This is a genomic window from Pseudonocardia nematodicida, from assembly GCF_040105385.1.
In the GTDB taxonomy this organism is placed as follows: domain Bacteria; phylum Actinomycetota; class Actinomycetes; order Mycobacteriales; family Pseudonocardiaceae; genus Pseudonocardia; species Pseudonocardia nematodicida.
On the sequence record NZ_JBEDNQ010000014.1, the window covers coordinates 177,169 to 194,822 of the forward strand.

A 17,654-nucleotide genomic window follows, 5' to 3' on the forward strand; every position below is an offset into this window, starting at 1 on the left:
CCGCGGCGGGCGTTCCTCCCTCCGGGTTCGACACCGTGCACGGCGCGCACGGCGTTTCGCCGGGTAAGTGTAGGGAGGAGAGGCGACCGTGTCGCAGGCAAACGATGGGTCCGAACTCCATCGGGCCTGGTCAGGCGCGACCGAACGGGTGTTTCGATTCGGTATCGGTGAGATATGTCCGGATCAGGGGGTGGGTCGCCACCCTGCGGCGTCGACGTCGCCCGGCACCGGGGCCACCGGATCGTAGGGCGTGCGGGTGAACACGAACGTCGCGAGATCGAGGTGGTCGGCGGCGATCCGCAGGGTCTCGCCCGCGAAGTAGCCGTCCAGTCCGACCCACGTCCCGTCCGGTCCGGGCCGGAACCGCGACGCGCGTCCCGGGCGCCCCAGACCCCCCAGGTGCAGCAGCCCGCCCGGGACCGCGCGCAGCACGTACGGCGACGGTCCCCAGAACCACGGGCCGAGCACGGCGGGATCCACCGGCGACGGTTCCGGCACCCAGGCGTCGACGATCCGGGGCTCGGCCGCCCGCAGGTCGGCGAGCAGGCCCGCGGCCAGGCCGGAGTCCATTCCGGACGTCGTGTTGCCCAGGGCCAGCGCGCCGGTGCCCTCCTCGCGGTCCACCCAGAGCCCGGCGAGGAACCCGGGCATCGAGCCCCCGTGCCCGACCAGGACCCGGTCCTCGGCGCGGAGCACCTGCACGCCCAGCCCGTACCCCGCCCAGACCGGCGACGACGGGTCGATCCCGGCCGGCAGCGTCATCTCCTCCACCGTGGCCGGGGAGAGCACGCCGGCGGTGTCGCCGAGCAGGAACGCGCCGAGCCGGGCCAGGTCGGTCGCGGTGCACCAGAGCTGACCGGCCGGGGCCATCACCCCGGCGTCGTGCTCGGGCTCGGGCAGCGTCAGCTCGGCCCACGGGTGCACCGCGCGTCCCCGCGCAGCCGGTTCCTGCGGGCGCGGGGAGGTGCGGGCCATCCCGAGCGGGAGCAGCACCTCGCCGGTCGCGACCTCGGCCCAGCTCCGGCCCCGGAGCCTGGCCACCAGCTCGCCGAGGAGCCCGAAGCCGAGGTTGGAGTAGTGGAACCGGCGCGCGGACGGCAGCACCCGGTCGGCGTCGGTGAGGCCCAGCTCCTCGAGCGATCCGCCGGGGGTGCGCTCCCACCACCGCCCGGGGCTCTCCGCGCCGGCGCCGCCGAGGTGGGACAGCAGCTGCCCGATCGTGCGGTCACCCAGCGGGGTGCCCGGCAGGTGGACCTCCAGGCGGTCGTCGAGGTCGAGGCGGCCCTCGTCGCGCAGCCGCAGCACGGTGACGGCACAGACCGTCTTGGTGATCGACCCGATCCGGTACTGGACGTCCGACGCCGGCACGCCGTCGGGCAGCGCGCCGCGGCCGGCGTGCCAGGCGAGGCGGGAGTCCCGGACGACGCCCGCGATGAGCGAGGGCACCCGCCCGTCGCGCTGGGCGCGGGCGACGCGGGCGAGCAGGGTGCGCTGGGTGGTCGGCAACAGCGTGCTGGGGAGCGGTTCGGGCACGACGGCGACGGTAGTCGCGACGCCTGTCAGCGGCCGTCGCGGGCGAGGCGCTCCAGCAGTGGGGCGGTGCGGAAGCCGACCAGCGACCGCATCACCAGCGATGTCGACGTCCGCTCCACCCCCTCGATCGCCAGCAGGTGCCCGGCGATCCGGTAGAGATCGTCGGCGTCCCGGGCCACCAGGTGCACCAGCAGGTCCTCCTCTCCGGACACCCCGTGCACCTCCAGCACCTCGGGCACCCGGTCCAGTGCGCCGGCCACCGCGGCCAGCTCGCGCTGCACGACCCGGACCCGGACGAAGGCGGTCAGCGGGTAGCCGAGTGCGGCCGGGTCGACCCGGCGCTCGAAGGTGTCCAGCGCGCCGAGCCGGTCGAGCTTGGCCAGCCGGGCCTGCACGGTGTTGCGGGAGAGCCCGACCCGCTCGGCCAGGGCCAGCACGGTCGCCCGCGGGTCCTCGGCCAGGGCGAGCAGCAGCCGCGCGTCGTTCCCGTCCAGATCGGTCCGCCCCCGGGGCGGTACGGCGGCGTCGTCGGTTGTCACTCTGCCCGCCTCGTGTCGGTCCGGTCGGCGCCGGGGCGTGCATTCTGCTCATCGCTGGCGTCGACAGTTGTGCAGTCATCATCATGATGGTGGGCTGAGCGGGCAACCTGCAGCGAGGGAGCTGGAGAACACCGATGAGCACCACCAACGGCCCCGCCGACGTCACCCGGGCCCCCGCCGACGATCCGGCGGCGCTCACCGAGATCGAGCGACGGGTGCTGTGGCTCTCCACGGCGATCATCGACGCGGCCAACCGCCGCGGCGACCCGAGCGGGCTGAAGGTCGGCGGGCACCAGGCGTCGTCGGCGTCGATGGTGACGATCATGACCGCGCTCTGGTTCGAGCACCTGCGTGCCGGGGACCGGGTCTCGGTCAAGCCGCACGCCTCGCCGGTGCTGCACGCGATCAACTACCTGCTCGGCGAGCTCGACGAGCGCTACCTGCCCACGCTGCGCGCGTTCGGCGGGCTGCAGAGCTACCCGTCGCGGTCGAAGGACCCCGACCCGGTCGACTACTCCACCGGCTCGGTCGGCATCGGTGCCACCGCCCCGATCTGGGGCGCGCTGGCCCGCCGGTACGTCGAGGGCCACTTCGGCGGGGCGGGGGAGGGCCGGCAGTACTCGCTGGTCGGCGACGCCGAGCTCGACGAGGGTGCGGTCTGGGAGGCCATCCTCGACCCGATGGTCGGCGAGCTCGGCGAGATCGTCTGGATCGTCGACCTCAACCGGCAGTCACTGGACCGCGTCGTGCCCGCCATCGGCGCCCCGCGGATCGAGGGGATGTTCGCCGCCGCGGGCTGGCAGGTGCTGACCGTCAAGTACGGGCGGCTGCTGCACGAGCTGTTCGCCCGCCCGGGCGGCGACGCGCTGCGGGCCCGGATCGACGGCATGTCCAACCCGGAGTACCAGCGCCTGCTGCGCTGCGACGCCGACGAGGTCCGCACCCGCCTGCCCGACGGGAACGCCGAACTGGCCCGGCTCGTCGCCGATCTCGACGACGCCACCCTCCTCGCCGCCGTCCGCAACCTCGGCGGGCACGACGTCGCGGCGCTCGGCGAGGCGTTCGACGCGATCGACGACTCCCGTCCGACGGTCGTCCTCGCCTACACGGTCAAGGGGCACGGCCTGGCCACCGCGGGCCACCCGCAGAACCACGGCTCGATCCTGACCGCCGCGCAGATGGCCGACCTGGCCACCGATCTCGGCACCGACGTCGACGACCCGTGGCGGCGGTTCCCCGACGGATCGGCCGCGGCACGGCTGTGCGCGACGACCGCGCGGCGGCTGCACCGCGAGGCCCCGGACGTCGACCCGGTGCCGGCGCTGCCCACCGACATCGGCCGCACCCCCACCGGGCGGGCGACCACCCAGGCCGCGCTCGGCCGCGCCCTGCTCGACCTCACCCGGGAGACCCCGGACGCCGCATCCCGGGTGGTCACGCTCTGCCCGGACGTGTCGTCGTCGACCAACCTCGGCGGCTGGGTCAACAAGGTCGGGGTGTGGTCGACCGCCGAGCGCAAGGACTGGTTCGACGACGACCCCGAGACCATCCTGCACTGGCGCGAGCGCCCGACCGGGCAGCACCTGGAGCTGGGCATCGCCGAGGGCAACCTGGTCGGCGCGCTCGGCGAGCTCGGCGCGACCTGGTCGCGCTGGGGCCGCCCGGTGCTGCCGATCGGGGTGCTCTACGACCCGTTCGTCGAGCGGGCCCTGGAGCCGTGGTCGTTCGGGATCTACGCCGGCGGGCAGTCCATCCTGGTCGGGACGCCGTCCGGGGTGTCCCTGGCGCCCGAGGGCGGCGCCCACCAGTCGATCACGACGCCGTCGGTCGGGCTGGAGCAACCGGGCTGCGTGACCTACGAGCCGGCCTTCGCCATCGACGTCGAGTGGACGCTGCTGGCCTCGCTGGCCCGGCTCGGGCAGCCCGACGGCACCTCGGCCTACCTGCGCCTGTCGACCCGGCCGGTGGACCAGTCGCTCGCCGCCGTGCCGGAGGACCCGGCCGCACGGGAGCGTCGCCGGCGGCAGGTCGTCGCGGGCGCCTACCCGCTGCGCCGGGCGGCGGGGGAGCCGGACCTGACCATCGCGGCGATGGGGGCGATGGTGACCGAGGCGCTGGCCGCCGCCGACCGGCTGGCCGGGCAGGGTCACGCCGTCGACGTCGTGTGCGTGACCAGCCCCGGCCTGCTGTTCGGCGCGCTGCAGTCCCGCGCCGGGCGCCCCGCGGCGGCGCAGGCCGAGCCGTGGGTGCTGGACTCGGCGTTCCCGGCCCGCCGGGCCGCCCCGCTGGTGACCCTGCTCGACGGGCACCCGCACACGCTGGCGTTCCTCGCCGGGATCAACCGGGTGCCGGCGGTGCACCTGGGGGTGACCCGGTTCGGGCAGTCCGGGGACCTCGCCTCGGTCTACGCCCACCACGGGCTGGACGCCGACGCGGTGGTCGGGGCGGCGCTCGACCTGCTCTGACCGTGCGGCCTACCGGAGGATCTCGATCAGCAGCACCCAGGTCCCGGCCAGCGCCCCGGTGAACGCGGCCAGGGCGGCGACCACGACGCCGTAGACACCCGCGGGGTACCCGGCGAGCAGCAGCACCCCCGCGACCAGCGTCCCGGCGACGGTCAGCCCGGCGGGCAGCACCGTCCCCGCCGCACGCTCGGCCACGGTCTGCTGCGCCGGGCGCGCGCTCGGCCGGACGAGGTGCGCCAGGCACGGCCCGGCCGTGCAGGCGACCACCAGCAGCTCGACGCCGAGGGCGACCGGCGGCTGGGGCACCAGCAGCAGGATCGTCGACACCAGCGGGACCACCAGCAGGACCAGCGCGAGCAGCGCCCGCGCGGGCAGCACGCTGGTGCCGACGATCTGCCGCAGGTTGATCGAGATCGCGACGTAGAGCAGGCCGACCAGCGCGGCGCTCGCCCCGGTGACCGCGACCCCGAAGTCGCGCCACGGCTCCAGCACGGCCCGCCTCCCGCCCCCGCGGCCCCGGACGACCCGGGGCCGTGAGGATCCTCGCGTGCCCGGCCGTCCTCCGCGAGCGTTGGCGAGGGTGTGTCGCTCAGGTGGGTGCCGGCGGCTCGTGCGGGGGCTCGGGGTCACCGGACTTGCCGCCGGGTTTGTCGTCGCCGCCCTCGGCGAGGAACCGCTCGAACTCGGCGGCCAGCTCGTCGCCGCTCGGGAGGTCACCGGAGTCCAGCTGGCCCGGCGACATACCGGCCTCGCGGGCCTCGGCGACCTGGTCGTACTGCTCCTCGAGCGCCTTCACCACCTGGACGACCTCGTCGGACTCGGCCATCTGCTCGGCGATCTCGGTGTCGGCCTGCTCGGCGGCGCGGGTCAGCGTCGCGGTGGGCAGGTACAGCCCGGCCGCCAGTCCGGCGTGGTCCAGCAGCACCCGCGCGGCCTGCGGGTAGGCCGAGCGCGCCAGGTAGTGCGGAACGTGCACGGCGAACCCCATGGCGTCCTGCCCGGCCTGGCCCAGCCGGTACTCCAGCAGCGCCGCGGCGCTGCCCGGGACGTCGGCCGTCGCGAACCACGGGGTGTGCCCCTCGACCAGCTCCGGGCGGGTCCCGTGCGCGGTGACGCCGATCGGGCGGGTGTGCGGCACCGCCATCGGGATCCCGTGCAGGGTGATCACCAGACGGATCCCGAGCTGCTCGACCAGCAGGCCGACGGCCGCGGCGAACCGCTCCCACTGGGTGTCCGGCTCCGGGCCGGCGAGCAGCAGGTACTGCGTGTCGCCGGTGTCGGTCAGCGCGACGACGTCCAGGGCGGGCGGGTCGTAGTCGGCCCACCGGTCGGTCTCGAACCGCAGCGGCGGGCGGCGGGACCGGTAGTCGACGAGCTGGTCGACGTCGAAGCTCGCCACCGTGACGGCCTCCCGCTCGTCGGTGAGCGCGCCCACCGCCAGGGCCCCCGCGTTGCCGGCGTCGACGAACCCGTCCAGCGCCACGATCAGCACCGGTTCGTCGAGCCTCGGTGCGGCCGGGTCGACCTGGTAGAGCTGAGCGGGATCGAGCACCGGCTTCCTCCGTGAGTTGCGCGCCACGACGGTCGGGTCCGCCGCGGCGCCGACGATAGTCGTCACGCGGGCGTCGTGCGGCCCGCGCACCGCCGGGTCCGGCTGCCGGCTCGCGGCGGCGATGCGCCACAATGGTGGTTAGTCATGGCATCGATCCGTGCGTCGCGTGGCGCCTATCTGGTCTGGTCCGCCGGTCTACTCGCCTACGTCGTCGCGGTGCTGCAGCGCAGCTCGTTCGGGGTCGCCGGGCTCGAGGCGGCCGACCGGTTCGACGCCGGCCCCACCGTGCTGGCCGGCTTCCTGGTGCTGCAGCTGCTGGTCTACGCCGCGCTGCAGGTGCCGGTCGGGGTGCTGATCGACCGGTTCGGTGCCCGGACGATGGTGCTGGCCGGTGCGGTGATCATGACGATCGGGCAGGTGCTCGTCGCGGTGTCCACCGCACTGCCGCTGGCGATCACCGCCCGGGTGCTGGTCGGCGCCGGGGACGCGCTGACCTTCATCTCCGTGCTCTCGGTGCTGCCCGCCTGGTTCCCGGCCCGCCGGGTGCCGCTGATGACCCAGGTGACGGCGCTGCTGGGGCAGTCCGGGCAGATCCTCTCGGCGATCCCGCTGGCGACGGTGCTGCACGGGGCGGGCTGGACGGCCGCGTTCCTCAGCGCGGCCGCCGCCGGGGTCGTCGCCGCCGTCGCGGTGTTCGCGGTCTTCTCCGACCGGCCGCCGGGCAGCCCGCCGCCGGGCCCGGCGGCGAGCCCGCGCGAGGTGGTCGACGGCCTCGTCGCCGCCTGGCGGCACCCCGGCACCCGGCTGGGACTGTGGTCGCACGCCGGCACCCAGTTCTCCGGGCTCGTGTTCGCGCTGCTGTGGGGTGTCCCGTACCTGGTGGCCGGGCACGGGATGAGCCCGACCGGTGCCTCGGTGATGCTGACCGTGCTGGTCGCCGCGGGCGCGGTGGCCGGGCCGGTGTTCGGCGAGTTCACCGCCCGGCACCCGCTGCGGCGCTCCTGGCTGGTGCTCGCGGTGATCGGCGCGACCGTCCTGGTGTGGACGGTCGTGCTGCTGGTCCCGCCACCCGCGCCGCTGTGGCTGCTGGTCGTGCTGGTGCTGGTACTGGCCGCCAACGGGCCGTGCTCGGCGGTCGGGTTCGACTTCGCCCGCACCTTCAATCCCGTGCACCGGCGCGGGACGGCGGTCGGGATCGTCAACGTCGGCGGGTTCACCGCATCGCTGACGACGACGCTGCTGGTCGGGGCGGTGCTGGGGATCGCGGGCGGCTACCACCCCGACGCGTTCCGGATCGCCTGGCTGGTGCAGTTCCCGATCTGGGCGATCGCCGTGCTGGGAGTGCTCGACGCCCGCCGGAAGGCGCGCCGGGTGATGGCCGCCGAGGGGACCGTGGTGCCGCCGATCCGGGAGGCGCTCCGCCGCAACCGGCGGATGCGGCGCAACCTGCGCTGAGCAGCCGGACGGGCCGGACGGCGCGGGTGGCGCCGTCCGGCCCGTGCTCAGCCGCTCACTCGGCGAGCAGCCGGTAGAGCGTCTTGCGCGCCTCGGTCAGCGCCTCGGTCGCCGAGGCGACCTGCTCCGGTGTCCCGGCGCTCGCCACCTGGTGCGCGGCCGCGTGCAGCCGGCCCAGCTCCTGGGCGAGCACCGACGACGGGTCGTCGTCGGCGTCGTTCTCGGCGTCCTCGGCGAAGGGGGCCCAGACGGCGTCCAGCGCCGCCCGGTTCTCCTCGACGTGCCGGGTGCCCTCCTCGGTCAGGTGCACGACGCGGCGTCCCTCGGTCTGCTCGGAGCGGACGAGCCCCTCGTCCTCGAGCTGGGAGAGCATCGGGTACACCGAGCCGGGGCTGGGCTTCCACTGCCCGCCGGAGCGTGCGGTGATCTCCTGGATGATCTCGTAGCCGTGCCGCGGGGCGTCCGCGACGACGGCCAGGACGGCGGACCGGACGTCGCCGCGGGCGGTCTTCCGCCCGCGCCGTCCGAAGCCGCGCCCCGGCCCGCCGGGGCCGAAGCCGCCCGGGCCGGCGCCGGCGAACGGGCCGCCGGGGCCGAACGCGCCGGGACCGAAGCCGCCGGGACCGAAGGGGCCGCCCGGTCCGAAGCCGCGGCCGAAGCCGCCCCGCCGGCCCAGTCCGTGCGGGCCCCGGTGCGGGCGCCCGCCGTGCGGGCCGTGTTCGGTGTCGTCGTCGTGCATGGCGGCCTCCTCGGGGTCGCAGGGGGTGGGGAAGCCGGGTCCGAAGCGCCCGAAGGGGCCTCCGGCCGGGCCTCGGTGGTGCCGGCGCGCGCCGCGCCGGCGGGCCCAGGGCGGGCCCCAGGGCATGTCTCGCGGTGTGTCTCGCGTGGTCATGACGCGTGTTCCTCTCGTGATGAGCCTCCTTCGATCGGCTCGCGTGCCATCACGATATATCGTGACTCATCGCGATGCAACACGCAATCCGACCGGTTCGAAGCCGGGGTGGCCGGGAGGAGCCCGAGCGGGTTGACTGGTTCGTGCTCGTCCAGGGCGTTCCGGGCCGGAGAGGAGACCGCCGTGCGGCGCGACGACGACAGCGGCAGCGAGCCCCTCGACCTCAGTGACGTGTCGGCGGCAGAGCTGCGGGACCGCCTGGTCGCACGGTCCGACGGGCGGGACGACCAGGTCGTGCGGGCCGCCGTCGAGCTGCGGCGCAGTCTGGACCGGCTCGCCGCCGGGATCGCCGCCCGCCGTGCCGCGCTCGTCTCGCGCGCCGCGGAGCTCGGCCGGGCCGCCGTGCCCTACGTCGGCGGTGCGGTCGCGGCGGGGGCCGGCGCGTTCGTCGTCGCGCGCCACCGGCGCCGGCCGCGGGTGCTCCCGCCGGAGGCCCGGCCGGTCAGGCTCCGCCGGAGCGCAGGTCGTCCCGCACGCGCATGAGCGCGAACCCGAGCAGGTTCTCACCGCGCCACCGGCGCGGGTCGGTGACGCCCGGCTCGTCGGCCGCCATCCCCACGCCCCACACCGGGTCCGCCGGGGACGCCTCGACGAGCACGGTGTCCCCGGTCGAGCGCAGGTAGTCGCCCAGCACCGGGTCCGAGCCGAACTTCGCCCGGTTGCCGGCGACCACGACGTCGAACCGGCACGCGGCCCATCGCGCGGAGTCGAAGCCCCGCACCTCCCGGCCGGCCCGTTTCGCCTCCGCGGGCGAGCCGCTCGTCAGTACCCGGGCGAGCGCGTCGTCGTCGCCGAACAGCCGTGCCTTCGACGCCATCATCCACTGCTCGGCCGTCGCGTAGCGGACGCCGTCGACCTCGAACGGGGACCGGTACCACTGGGCGAGCACCCACGGCCCGGTGTCCTGCCCCGGCGCGGGGGTGCTCGACCAGAAGGTCGTGAACCCGGGGCGGGCCCCGGCGTCGAGAGCGGCCACCAGCGCCGCGCGGTCCCCGGCGGTCACGGCCGGGACTCGTGCGTCACACCGGGTGCGCCGGCCACGGCCGTCGTACCCCGTCTGATCACCGGACTTTCCCCTCGGTTGACGGTGCTCGGAGAAGATCTTTAGCTTGCACAGCGAAATCCTGGGGCGGACAATCGGGTCGTACGACGGACCTGGCCGAAGGAGCATCTCATGAAGGTGGCCGACATCCTGCGGATCAAGGGCGACACGGTGCACACCGTGCTGTCGTGGAACACGCTCCCCGAGGCGGCGGCACGCCTCGCCGGACCACCCTCGCTCGGCGCCCTGGTCGTCTCCGACGACGGCTTCCGTGAACGGGTCGACGGCATCATCTCCGAGCGCGACGTGGTCCGCCGCCTCGCGACCGACGGCGCCGGGGTGATGAACCTGACCGTCGCGGACGTGATGACCCGGCACGTCGTCACCTGCGCGCCGACCGACTCGATCGAGGACGCGATGGGCCTGATGAACCGGTGGCGGCACCGCCACCTCCCGGTCGTCGAGGACCACAAGCTGGTCGGGCTCATCAGCATCGGTGACGTGGTCAAGCGCCGGCTGGCCGAGATGCAGACCGAGGCCGGCGTGCTGCGCGACATCTACCTGTCCGGGCGCTGAGACCTGTCCGGGCGCCGAGACCTGTCCGGGCGGTGAGTCCGCTTCGGGGGTGACGGCCGGGAACGTCCCCGGCGACCGATGCGTTGTGCACGGTATGAGCGCTGCATCCGCCACCTCCGGACGCGCGGCCGGCCGGGCCGGCCGCGCGGCCGCGTTCGCCACGTTGTTCCGCGCACTCACCCGCCGGGGCCGGCCGGGTGAGCCGGGGCCCGCCGAACGGCTGCGAGCCGTTCCCGCGATGGCCGGGGACGCCTGGCGCGGCACCTACCCCGGTCTCGGCAAGGGCCGGATGGCCCTGTTCCTGCTCGCGCTGGCCTACCTGGTGTCCCCGGTCGACGTGGTGCCCGAGGCGCTGCTGGGACTGCTCGGCCTGACCGACGACGCCGTCGTCGCGATGTGGCTGGGCGGTGCGGTGCTGGTCGAGGCCGACCGCTACCTGGGCTGGCGCCGTGAGGCCGCCCCGGCTCAGGCGCAGTTCGACCGGACGTAGTCGTTGATCCGCTGCGAGGCGGCCTGGTAGTCGGGATCCGAGCGGGCCTGCCCGATCTCCGGGTCCCGGGCCACGGCGAGAGTGTCCCCGCCGTTGGACTCCAGCAGCTCCAGCTGACGCTCGACGAGCTGGTTCGCCCGCTCGAAGTCGGCCCGGATCTCCTGCGGCGCCAGGTTGGTGACCTGCTGGTTGGCCCGCCGGACCTCGGCGGCGACCTGGTTGACGTCGTCCAGCCGTCCGCCGATACCGATGCCGCTGACCGGCTGCGCGGCGTTCCGGCTGGCCTCCACGGCCTCGCAGAACGGTGACACCGCCTGCGCCGCCGCCTCGGAGGTCGCCGCGGGCCGGGACGAACCGGGCGAGGTGGCCAGGGATCCGCCGCATCCGGCGATCAGGATCAGCGCCGGAACGAGCAGCGCGAGCCCCCGGACAGCCGTCATCTCGATTCCTCCACTCGCGGACCGGCCGGGGTGACCGATCCACCGGGGAGAAGTCTAGGTCGGGGCCCGTGAGGTCCGTGTCGGCGACCCCGGGGCGGCGGGGAGGGACCGGACCGGTCAGCCGGCGAGCACCTTGCGCAGCACACCCGGGCGGTCGGTGATGATCCGGTGCACCCCGGTGTCGATCATGCGGCGCATGTCGGCCTCATCGTTGACGGTGTAGACGCCGGTCTGCATCCCGCGCTCGGCCACGGCGGCGAGGAGCGCCTCGTCGACCACCCGGAAGCTCGGGTTCACCTGGTCGGCGTGCTCGGCTGCGGCGTCCAGCTCGGCGGTGGTGGGCCGGGTGCCGAACAGCCACCCCGCCGGAACGTCCGGGGCGACGGCGGCGAAGGCGGTCATGACGTCGTGGTCGAACGACTGCACGACGACGCCCGGGCGCGGGTCGCCGATCGCGGCCGCGACCTCGGACCCGATCCCGGGGTAGCGGGCCGGCTCCTTCAGCTCGATCAGCAGCGCGGCCCGGTCGCCGGTGCGCTCGAGCAGCTCGTCGAACGTGGGGATCGGCTCCCCGGCGAACTCGGGGCCGAACCACGACCCGGCGTCGAGGCGCTTCAGCTCGTCGAGGGTGAACTCGCCGACCGGGTCGAGCGCGCGGTCCGGGAACACCCGCTCGACGTCGGTGGTCCGGGTGAGGGTGACGTCGTGCAGCAGCACCAGGTGCCCGTCGGCGGTGCGCTGCACGTCGACCTCGATCGAGTCGGCGTCCTGGGCGATCGCCTCCTCGACGGCGGCGAGGGTGTTCTCCGGGGCGTCGGCGGAGGCGCCGCGGTGCGCGACGACCTCGACCCCGTTCCCGTCCGGGAGCGGGGCGGCGGCGCCCGCCGGGGCCAGGGAGAGGATCGCGGCCGGTACGAGGGCGACGGTGAACAGGGAGCAGAGCAGGCTGCGCGTGAGGCGCACGGGAAGACCTCCGGTCGGGGGAGCGGAACGCGCCCGACTGTCCCTACCGGAGTCGTCGGCGTAGTGACAAGGGGGTGACCTCGCGGCGACGGCCGGCGGTCAGGACCGGGTCGCCGCCGCGGTCAGGGCCGGGAGGTAGCCCTCGGCGTAGCCGCGTGCCGTCGGGTGGTAGCTCTGCGCCGTCGGCGGGGCGGACGGCGGGGTGATCCACGGGTCGGCGCTGCACACGCCGTGCCCGGTGAAGGCCTCCCGGACGTCGACGAACTCGCCCCGGAACCGCTGGGCGGCGTCCGCGAGCGACTCGTTGAGGGTGTCGGCCGCGCGGTTCAGCGCCTCCCGGCGGGCCGCGTTCGGCACCCCGGCCACGTCGCAGCCGGGCCCGGGCTCGAACAGCCGCGGGTAGCCCAGCACCACGATGCGCGCGTCCGGGGCCTGCAGGCGGACCCCCACGATGGCCGAGATGAGACCGCCCGGGGCGAACAGCCGCGCGATCCGCTCGCCGCCCCGGATCGCGGAGAAGCAGGTCTCGTCATCGGGCGCCGTGCTGCAGGTCGCGAGGACCGGGCCGAACCCGGTGTCGTTGCCGCCGACGGTGATGGTCACCAGGGTGGTGTCCTTCGTGACGGTCCGCACCTGCCGGGCCACGACCTCGCCACTGGTCGCTCCGCTGCAGGCGACGTGGGTGAAGGACGCCGGGCCGTTCCGCGCCGCCCACAGCGCCGGGTACGACTCCGGGCTGCGCAGGCAGTCGCCGCTGCCGGGGTCCGGGGCCGCTCCGACGCCGGCGGCGTAGGAGTCGCCGAGTGCCACGTAGCGCTGGGTGGACGGGGCGGGCTGGACCGCCGCCGTCGTGGGGGCGTCGGCGGCGAGTGCGGTGGGAGCCAGGGAGACGAGGAGGGCGCAGGTCAGGAGTGGGACCAGGAGGCGGCGCACGTCTCCACCCAACCCCGTGCGGGCGGGTGGGGCAATCACGGTTCCGGGTGATCGGAGCCCACCACCGGGCGACGGCCGCCCTCCCTCCCGTGGCCGCGGTTGACGGAGTGTGACGCAGGCGGCCCGGTGACAGCGACCACGAGGCGAGACGCTGTCGCGTTCGAGCACCGAGCGTCACCGGTGGCGGCCCCGGCGCGCCGCTCGACCCGACGGCGAGCGGCGTCATCGCCGCAGGTCAGTGGAGTGTCCGTGGTGGACCGCGGCGGCGGGGGGCGCGGTGAACGGCAGGGTGCGACCCCCTGTCGTCACGCACTGTCCGTTCGTCGCGTCCCGAGTCCCGGTGGTCTGTTGATCACTCGATCGGGTTTGCCGGGTCACGGAGCCGGGTTAGCGTGGTCCACGGATCACGGAACGGTCACGAACCGGACGCAGCCCGACCCCCGACGGGCTGCCCCGCTCCCCACGGGTTGTCCACCGTTCCGCGATCTGGAAGGAAGATCGTGGCACGCCATCGCTCCCCCCAGGGGCGGCGCGCGAGTCTCGCACTCCTGTCACCGCAGTTCGCGGTGGCCGGGGTCGGTGGCTACGCGAGTCCGTTCCCCGCCGGTCCGCACGTCCGTCGTTCCCGGACCGGCGACCACCGCACCGACGACGGGTCGGGCTTCTCGGCGACGACCCGGGTCGCGGCCGCGGTCGTCGCGGTCGGCGGTCTCGCCGGCGCGGCCCAGGCGACCGTCGGCTCCGTGGACCTCCCGCTGCCGACGGCCTGGCCGGCCACGTCCAGTGTCGCCGCCGCGGCCGAGCTCCCGGCCACCGTCCCCGCGCCGCGCACCCCGGCCGACGCGCTCCCGGCGTCGACCCCGATCGCCGACCCGGCCACGATCGCCGCGCTGGCCACACCGGCCGCCGGCGGCGGCTCGGTCGCCGCGCAGGCCGTGATCGCTCCCGCCGGGGTGCACGCCAGCGCGGCCGAGGCCGCCGGTTCGGCGTCCGCGTCCGTGCAGGCGGTGCAGGAGGCCGCCGCCGAGCGGGCCCGCGCCGCCGAGGCCGCTGCCGCGGCCGCCGCGGCCGCCCCCGCCGCGTCGGCACCGGCGGCCGCCGCCGCGCCGGTCGGCGGCGGGATCTCGATCGTCTCCGGGCGGGTCACCTCCGGCTTCGGTGCCCGCTGGGGTGCCCAGCACAACGGCCTGGACATCGCCGCCCCGATCGGCACCCCGATCAACGTGCCGATCGCCGGGACCGTGATCGACTCCGGCCCGGCCAGCGGGTTCGGCATGTGGGTCCGGGTCCAGCACGACGACGGCACGATCACCGTCTACGGCCACATCAACCGCTCGCTGGTCAGCGTGGGCGAGCGGGTGCAGGCGGGCCAGCAGATCGCCGAGGTCGGCAACCGGGGCCAGTCCACCGGGCCGCACCTGCACATCGAGGTGATCCAGGGCGGTACGAAGATCAACCCGAAGCCCTGGCTGGACGCGAACGGGTTCTCCTACACCTGATCCTGGTCCGGATCCGCCACGTCTCCGCCGGAGGGGGCCGGTGGGGACGACGGGCGCCCGTTCTGGACGCTCTCCAGGGCGCGGATCTTGTTCGTCGCGTCCAGGGCCGCCACCTTGTACGCCTCGGACAGGGTCGGGTAGTTGAGCACCGTGTCGACCAGGTAGTCGACCGTCCCGCCGCAGCCCATGATCGCCTGACCGATGTGGACGAGGTCGGTGGCGCTGGTGCCGAACACGTGCACGCCCAGCAGCGTCCGGTCGTCGGTGGACACCAGCAGCTTGAGCATCCCGTAGGAGTCCCCGATGATCGCGCCGCGGGCGAGCTCGCGGTAGCGCGCCAGCCCGGTCTCGTAGGGGATCGCGGCCGCGGTCAGCTCGGCCTCGGTGCGCCCGCAGAACGAGATCTCCGGGATCGTGTAGATGCCGATCGGCTGCAGCTCGGCCAGCTCGCGGACCGGCTCGTCGAACAGGTGGCAGGTCGCGAGCCGCCCCTGGTCCATGCTGGTCGAGGCCAGTGCCGGGAACCCGATGACGTCGCCGACCGCGGCGATGTGCTCGACGCCGGTGCGGTACTGCTTGTCGACGGTGATCCGGCCGCGCTCGTCGGCCTCCAGGCCCGCCTTGCCCAGGTCGAGCGACTCGGTCATGCCCTGCCGGCCCGCCGAGTACATGACCATGTCGGCGGGGATCTTCTTGCCGCTGACCAGGCTGGTCACGGTGCCCCGCCCGGTGACCTCGACCGAGGACACCTCCTCGCCGAACCGGAACGTCACGGCCTGGTCGCGCAGGTGGAACTTGAGCGACTCGACGACCTCCGGATCGCAGAAGGTCAGCATCGCGTCGCGCTTCTCGACCACCGTGACCCGGGTGCCGAGCGCGGCGAACATCGACGCGTACTCGATGCCGATCACCCCGGCGCCGACGACGACCATCGTGTCCGGCACCCGCCCGACCTCGAGGATCTGGTCGGAGTCGACGACCCGCTCGCCGTCGAACTCGACGGAGTCCGGCCGCGCCGGGCTGGTCCCGGTCGCGATCACGAACTTCGCCGCGGTGACCGTGTTGTGGTCTCCGCGCGCGTGCCCCTCGACGACGACGGTGTGCGGGTCGGTGAACCGCGCGGTGCCGGTCAGGATGTCGACGTGGTTGCGCAGCAGCTGGCTGCGCACGATCTCGATCTCCCGCCCGATCACGTGCCGGGTCCGGGCCAGCAGGTCGTCGATCGTGATCTCGGCCTTGACCCGGTAGCTGGCGCCGTACATCTCCCGCTGGGTGAACCCGGACAGGTAGAGGACGGCCTCGCGCAGCGTCTTGGACGGGATGGTCCCGGTGTTGACGCAGACCCCGCCCATCATGTGCTCGCGGTCGGCGATCGCCACCCGCTTGCCCAGTTTCGCCGCCGCGATCGCGGCCTTCTGCCCGCCGGGACCGGAGCCGATCACCATCAGGTCGTAGTCGTACACGGTGCCCGCCCCCGCCTGCCTCGTCCGATTCGCCCCCACAGCCTCACGAATGGGCGGGCTGTCGGCAACCGGCAGCCCGTGAACAGCGTGTCACGCGGGGTAGGCCCGCCGCCGTTCCTCGGCCAGGAAGTGCGCGGTGTCGCGGGTGGCGGTGTAGAGCGAACGGTAGTGCTGGTGGAACCGGTCGTAGACCTCCGACGCCGCCGGGTCGGGCTCGATGGTCTCCACGACGGGGTTCCAGGTGCGCAGGTCCGGCTCCGCGCCGGTCGCGGTGGCGGCCAGCCAGGCGTCGCCGAGCGCGGCGCCGACGGTCTGCTCGGGGACGTCCTGGGGCACGCCGGTCACGTCGGTCACGATCCGGGTCCACAGCCCGCCCGTCGTGCCGCCGCCGACCGCGACCAGGCGCTTCGTGCCGCCGCCGGCCTCGCGCATGACCTCCAGGTTGTGCCGGACACCGTGCGCGATCCCCTCCAGCGCGGCCCGGTACACCTCGCCGCGGGTGTGCCCGGTGGTCAGCCCGGCGAGGATGCCGCGGGCGTCCGGGTCGAACAGCGGGGTCCGTTCACCGGCGAAGTAGGGGAGCAGCAGCAGCCCGCCGCTGCCCGGCGGGACCTCGGCGGCCTCGGCGACGAGCTCGGCGTAGCCCTCGCCGGTCAGGTCGCGCAGCCAGCCGGTGATCGCCCCGGAGGTGGCCATCCCGGCGGCGAGGGTGAAGGTGCCGGGCACGACGCCGCGCGTCGTCCACATCGCGGGGTGCGGGTGCGGGCGGTCGATGACCTCGATGAGGAACATCGTCGTGCCGTACATGACCATCACCTCGCCCGGTGAGGTGACGCCGGCGCTGGTCGCCTCGGCCCAGGCGTCCACGGTGCCCGCGGTGACCGGCAGCCCCTCGGGCAGCCCGGTCTCCGCGGCGGCCGCGGCGGTGACCTGCCCGGCGATCTCGGTGGGCCACAGCAGCCGGGGCAGGGCCAGGCCGGGGGCGGTCGTCTCGGCCCAGTCGGCGGCCCAGTCGGCCTTCTCCAGGTCGTACATCGGGTCGCACTGGCTGGCCGAGTGGTGGTCGAGCACGTACTCGCCGGTGAGCCGGTGCACCAGGTACGACGAGCACATGAGGAACTTCCGGGTGCGCTCGTAGACCTCCGGCTCGTTCTTGGCGAGCCAGCGCCACTTCGGCCCGACGGCCTGCGACGACAGCGGGGTGCCGGCGCGGGAGAGGATCGCGTCGGTGCCGAGCTCGGCGTTCAGCTCGTCGATCTCGGTGCCGGCCCGGGTGTCGACGCCGTAGAGGATCGCCGGGCGCAGCGGCCGGCCGTCGGCGTCCGCGGGGAGCAGGGTCGGGCCGATGCCGGACACGCCCAGGCCGGCGGGTTCGGCGTCCGGGACGGACGCGAGCAGCTCGCCGACGATCGCGGTGAAGTCGGCCCACCAGATCGCCTCGGCGTCGTGCTCGACCCAGCCGGGACGGGGCTGCGCGGTGTCGTGCGCACGGTCGGCGCGGGCCACGACCCGACCGTCGGGATCGACGGCGACCCCCTTCGATCCGGAGGTTCCGATGTCGATCCCCAGATACACACGCATGGGCCTTTCCTACCGCCCGCGAGGGTCCTGCGCACCGGCGCCCGGTGAGAACATCCGTTCAGTTCGTGCCCTATCACGGACCACCGACACGACGGGGCGTGCACCGGTCGGTCGTCCCCACCCTGCCGGTCACGGGCGCGGCTCCGCGTGCCCGTGCACAGCCGTCCGGAG

Annotated in this window: 17 protein-coding genes; 6 read left to right on the forward strand and 11 right to left on the reverse strand. The window is 74.7% G+C overall.

Annotation, left to right across the window (positions count from 1 at the left end; all coding sequences use genetic code 11):
• Positions 1 to 183: 183 nt before the first annotated feature.
• Positions 184 to 1,533: a serine hydrolase domain-containing protein gene (locus WIS52_RS28555; protein ID WP_349301503.1), complete on the reverse strand. Its 1,350-nt coding sequence runs from the start codon at positions 1,531 to 1,533 to the stop codon at positions 184 to 186.
• 26 nt (positions 1,534 to 1,559) lie between these two features.
• Entirely contained in the window at positions 1,560 to 2,072 is a 513-nt protein-coding gene (locus WIS52_RS28560) for an Lrp/AsnC family transcriptional regulator (RefSeq protein ID WP_349301504.1), read from the reverse strand.
• A 134-nt stretch (positions 2,073 to 2,206) separates the two neighbouring features.
• On the opposite strand from WIS52_RS28560, the gene WIS52_RS28565 reads away from it, so the two are divergent.
• Positions 2,207 to 4,537: a transketolase-like TK C-terminal-containing protein gene (locus WIS52_RS28565; protein WP_349301505.1), complete on the forward strand. Its 2,331-nt coding sequence runs from the start codon at positions 2,207 to 2,209 to the stop codon at positions 4,535 to 4,537.
• A gap of 9 nt (positions 4,538 to 4,546) precedes the next feature.
• Here the strand turns inward: WIS52_RS28565 and WIS52_RS28570 are convergent, their stop codons facing one another.
• Positions 4,547 to 5,029: a hypothetical protein gene (locus WIS52_RS28570; protein WP_349301506.1), complete on the reverse strand. Its 483-nt coding sequence runs from the start codon at positions 5,027 to 5,029 to the stop codon at positions 4,547 to 4,549.
• A gap of 97 nt (positions 5,030 to 5,126) precedes the next feature.
• Positions 5,127 to 6,089: a proteasome assembly chaperone family protein gene (locus tag WIS52_RS28575; protein WP_349301552.1), complete on the reverse strand. Its 963-nt coding sequence runs from the start codon at positions 6,087 to 6,089 to the stop codon at positions 5,127 to 5,129.
• Between the two features lie 144 nt (positions 6,090 to 6,233).
• On the opposite strand from WIS52_RS28575, the gene WIS52_RS28580 reads away from it, so the two are divergent.
• Positions 6,234 to 7,544, forward strand: coding sequence for an MFS transporter (locus WIS52_RS28580; RefSeq protein WP_349301507.1), 1,311 nt, complete (start codon positions 6,234 to 6,236; stop codon positions 7,542 to 7,544).
• Positions 7,545 to 7,599: 55 nt separating this feature from the next.
• Here the strand turns inward: WIS52_RS28580 and WIS52_RS28585 are convergent, their stop codons facing one another.
• Entirely contained in the window at positions 7,600 to 8,283 is a 684-nt protein-coding gene (locus tag WIS52_RS28585) for a PadR family transcriptional regulator (RefSeq protein ID WP_349301508.1), read from the reverse strand.
• A gap of 336 nt (positions 8,284 to 8,619) precedes the next feature.
• Between WIS52_RS28585 and WIS52_RS28590 the strand changes: the two genes are divergently transcribed.
• Positions 8,620 to 8,979, forward strand: coding sequence for a hypothetical protein (locus WIS52_RS28590; protein WP_349301509.1), 360 nt, complete (start codon positions 8,620 to 8,622; stop codon positions 8,977 to 8,979).
• Here the strand turns inward: WIS52_RS28590 and WIS52_RS28595 are convergent.
• Complete coding sequence (locus WIS52_RS28595) at positions 8,939 to 9,499, reverse strand: NADAR family protein (protein ID WP_349301510.1); 561 nt, start codon at positions 9,497 to 9,499, stop codon at positions 8,939 to 8,941. The two genes, WIS52_RS28590 and WIS52_RS28595, sit on opposite strands and share 41 nt — an antisense overlap.
• Positions 9,500 to 9,670: 171 nt before the next feature.
• Between WIS52_RS28595 and WIS52_RS28600 the strand changes: the two genes are divergently transcribed.
• Both WIS52_RS28600 and WIS52_RS28605 read left to right on the forward strand, forming a co-directional pair.
• Complete coding sequence (locus WIS52_RS28600; protein ID WP_349301511.1) at positions 9,671 to 10,114, forward strand: CBS domain-containing protein; 444 nt, start codon at positions 9,671 to 9,673, stop codon at positions 10,112 to 10,114.
• A 94-nt stretch (positions 10,115 to 10,208) separates the two neighbouring features.
• Positions 10,209 to 10,604, forward strand: coding sequence for a DUF1232 domain-containing protein (locus WIS52_RS28605; protein ID WP_349301512.1), 396 nt, complete (start codon positions 10,209 to 10,211; stop codon positions 10,602 to 10,604).
• On the opposite strand, the gene WIS52_RS28610 is transcribed toward WIS52_RS28605, so the two are convergent.
• From WIS52_RS28610 to WIS52_RS28620, 3 genes are all read right to left on the reverse strand, one after another.
• Complete coding sequence (locus tag WIS52_RS28610) at positions 10,580 to 11,044, reverse strand: hypothetical protein (RefSeq protein ID WP_349301513.1); 465 nt, start codon at positions 11,042 to 11,044, stop codon at positions 10,580 to 10,582. The two genes, WIS52_RS28605 and WIS52_RS28610, sit on opposite strands and share 25 nt — an antisense overlap.
• Before the next feature lie 117 nt (positions 11,045 to 11,161).
• Positions 11,162 to 12,007 (reverse strand): glycerophosphodiester phosphodiesterase, encoded by an 846-nt coding sequence (locus WIS52_RS28615; protein WP_349301514.1) that lies wholly within the window; start codon positions 12,005 to 12,007, stop codon positions 11,162 to 11,164.
• Between the two features lie 99 nt (positions 12,008 to 12,106).
• On the reverse strand, positions 12,107 to 12,940 hold the full coding sequence (locus tag WIS52_RS28620; protein WP_349301515.1) for an SGNH/GDSL hydrolase family protein: 834 nt from the start codon (positions 12,938 to 12,940) through the stop codon (positions 12,107 to 12,109).
• 500 nt (positions 12,941 to 13,440) lie between these two features.
• Here WIS52_RS28620 and WIS52_RS28625 point away from each other — a divergent pair, with 500 nt between their 5' ends.
• Positions 13,441 to 14,439 carry a M23 family metallopeptidase gene (locus WIS52_RS28625; RefSeq protein WP_349301516.1) on the forward strand — a complete coding sequence of 333 codons (999 nt, stop codon included), beginning with the start codon at positions 13,441 to 13,443 and terminating at the stop codon, positions 14,437 to 14,439.
• On the opposite strand, the gene sthA is transcribed toward WIS52_RS28625, so the two are convergent.
• Together sthA and WIS52_RS28635 are read right to left on the reverse strand one after the other, a co-directional pair.
• Positions 14,430 to 15,902: a Si-specific NAD(P)(+) transhydrogenase gene (gene sthA, locus WIS52_RS28630; protein ID WP_349301517.1), complete on the reverse strand. Its 1,473-nt coding sequence runs from the start codon at positions 15,900 to 15,902 to the stop codon at positions 14,430 to 14,432. The genes WIS52_RS28625 and sthA overlap by 10 nt on opposite strands.
• A 90-nt stretch (positions 15,903 to 15,992) precedes the next feature.
• Positions 15,993 to 17,483: an FGGY-family carbohydrate kinase gene (locus WIS52_RS28635; protein WP_349301518.1), complete on the reverse strand. Its 1,491-nt coding sequence runs from the start codon at positions 17,481 to 17,483 to the stop codon at positions 15,993 to 15,995.
• Between the last annotated feature and the right edge of the window lie 171 nt (positions 17,484 to 17,654).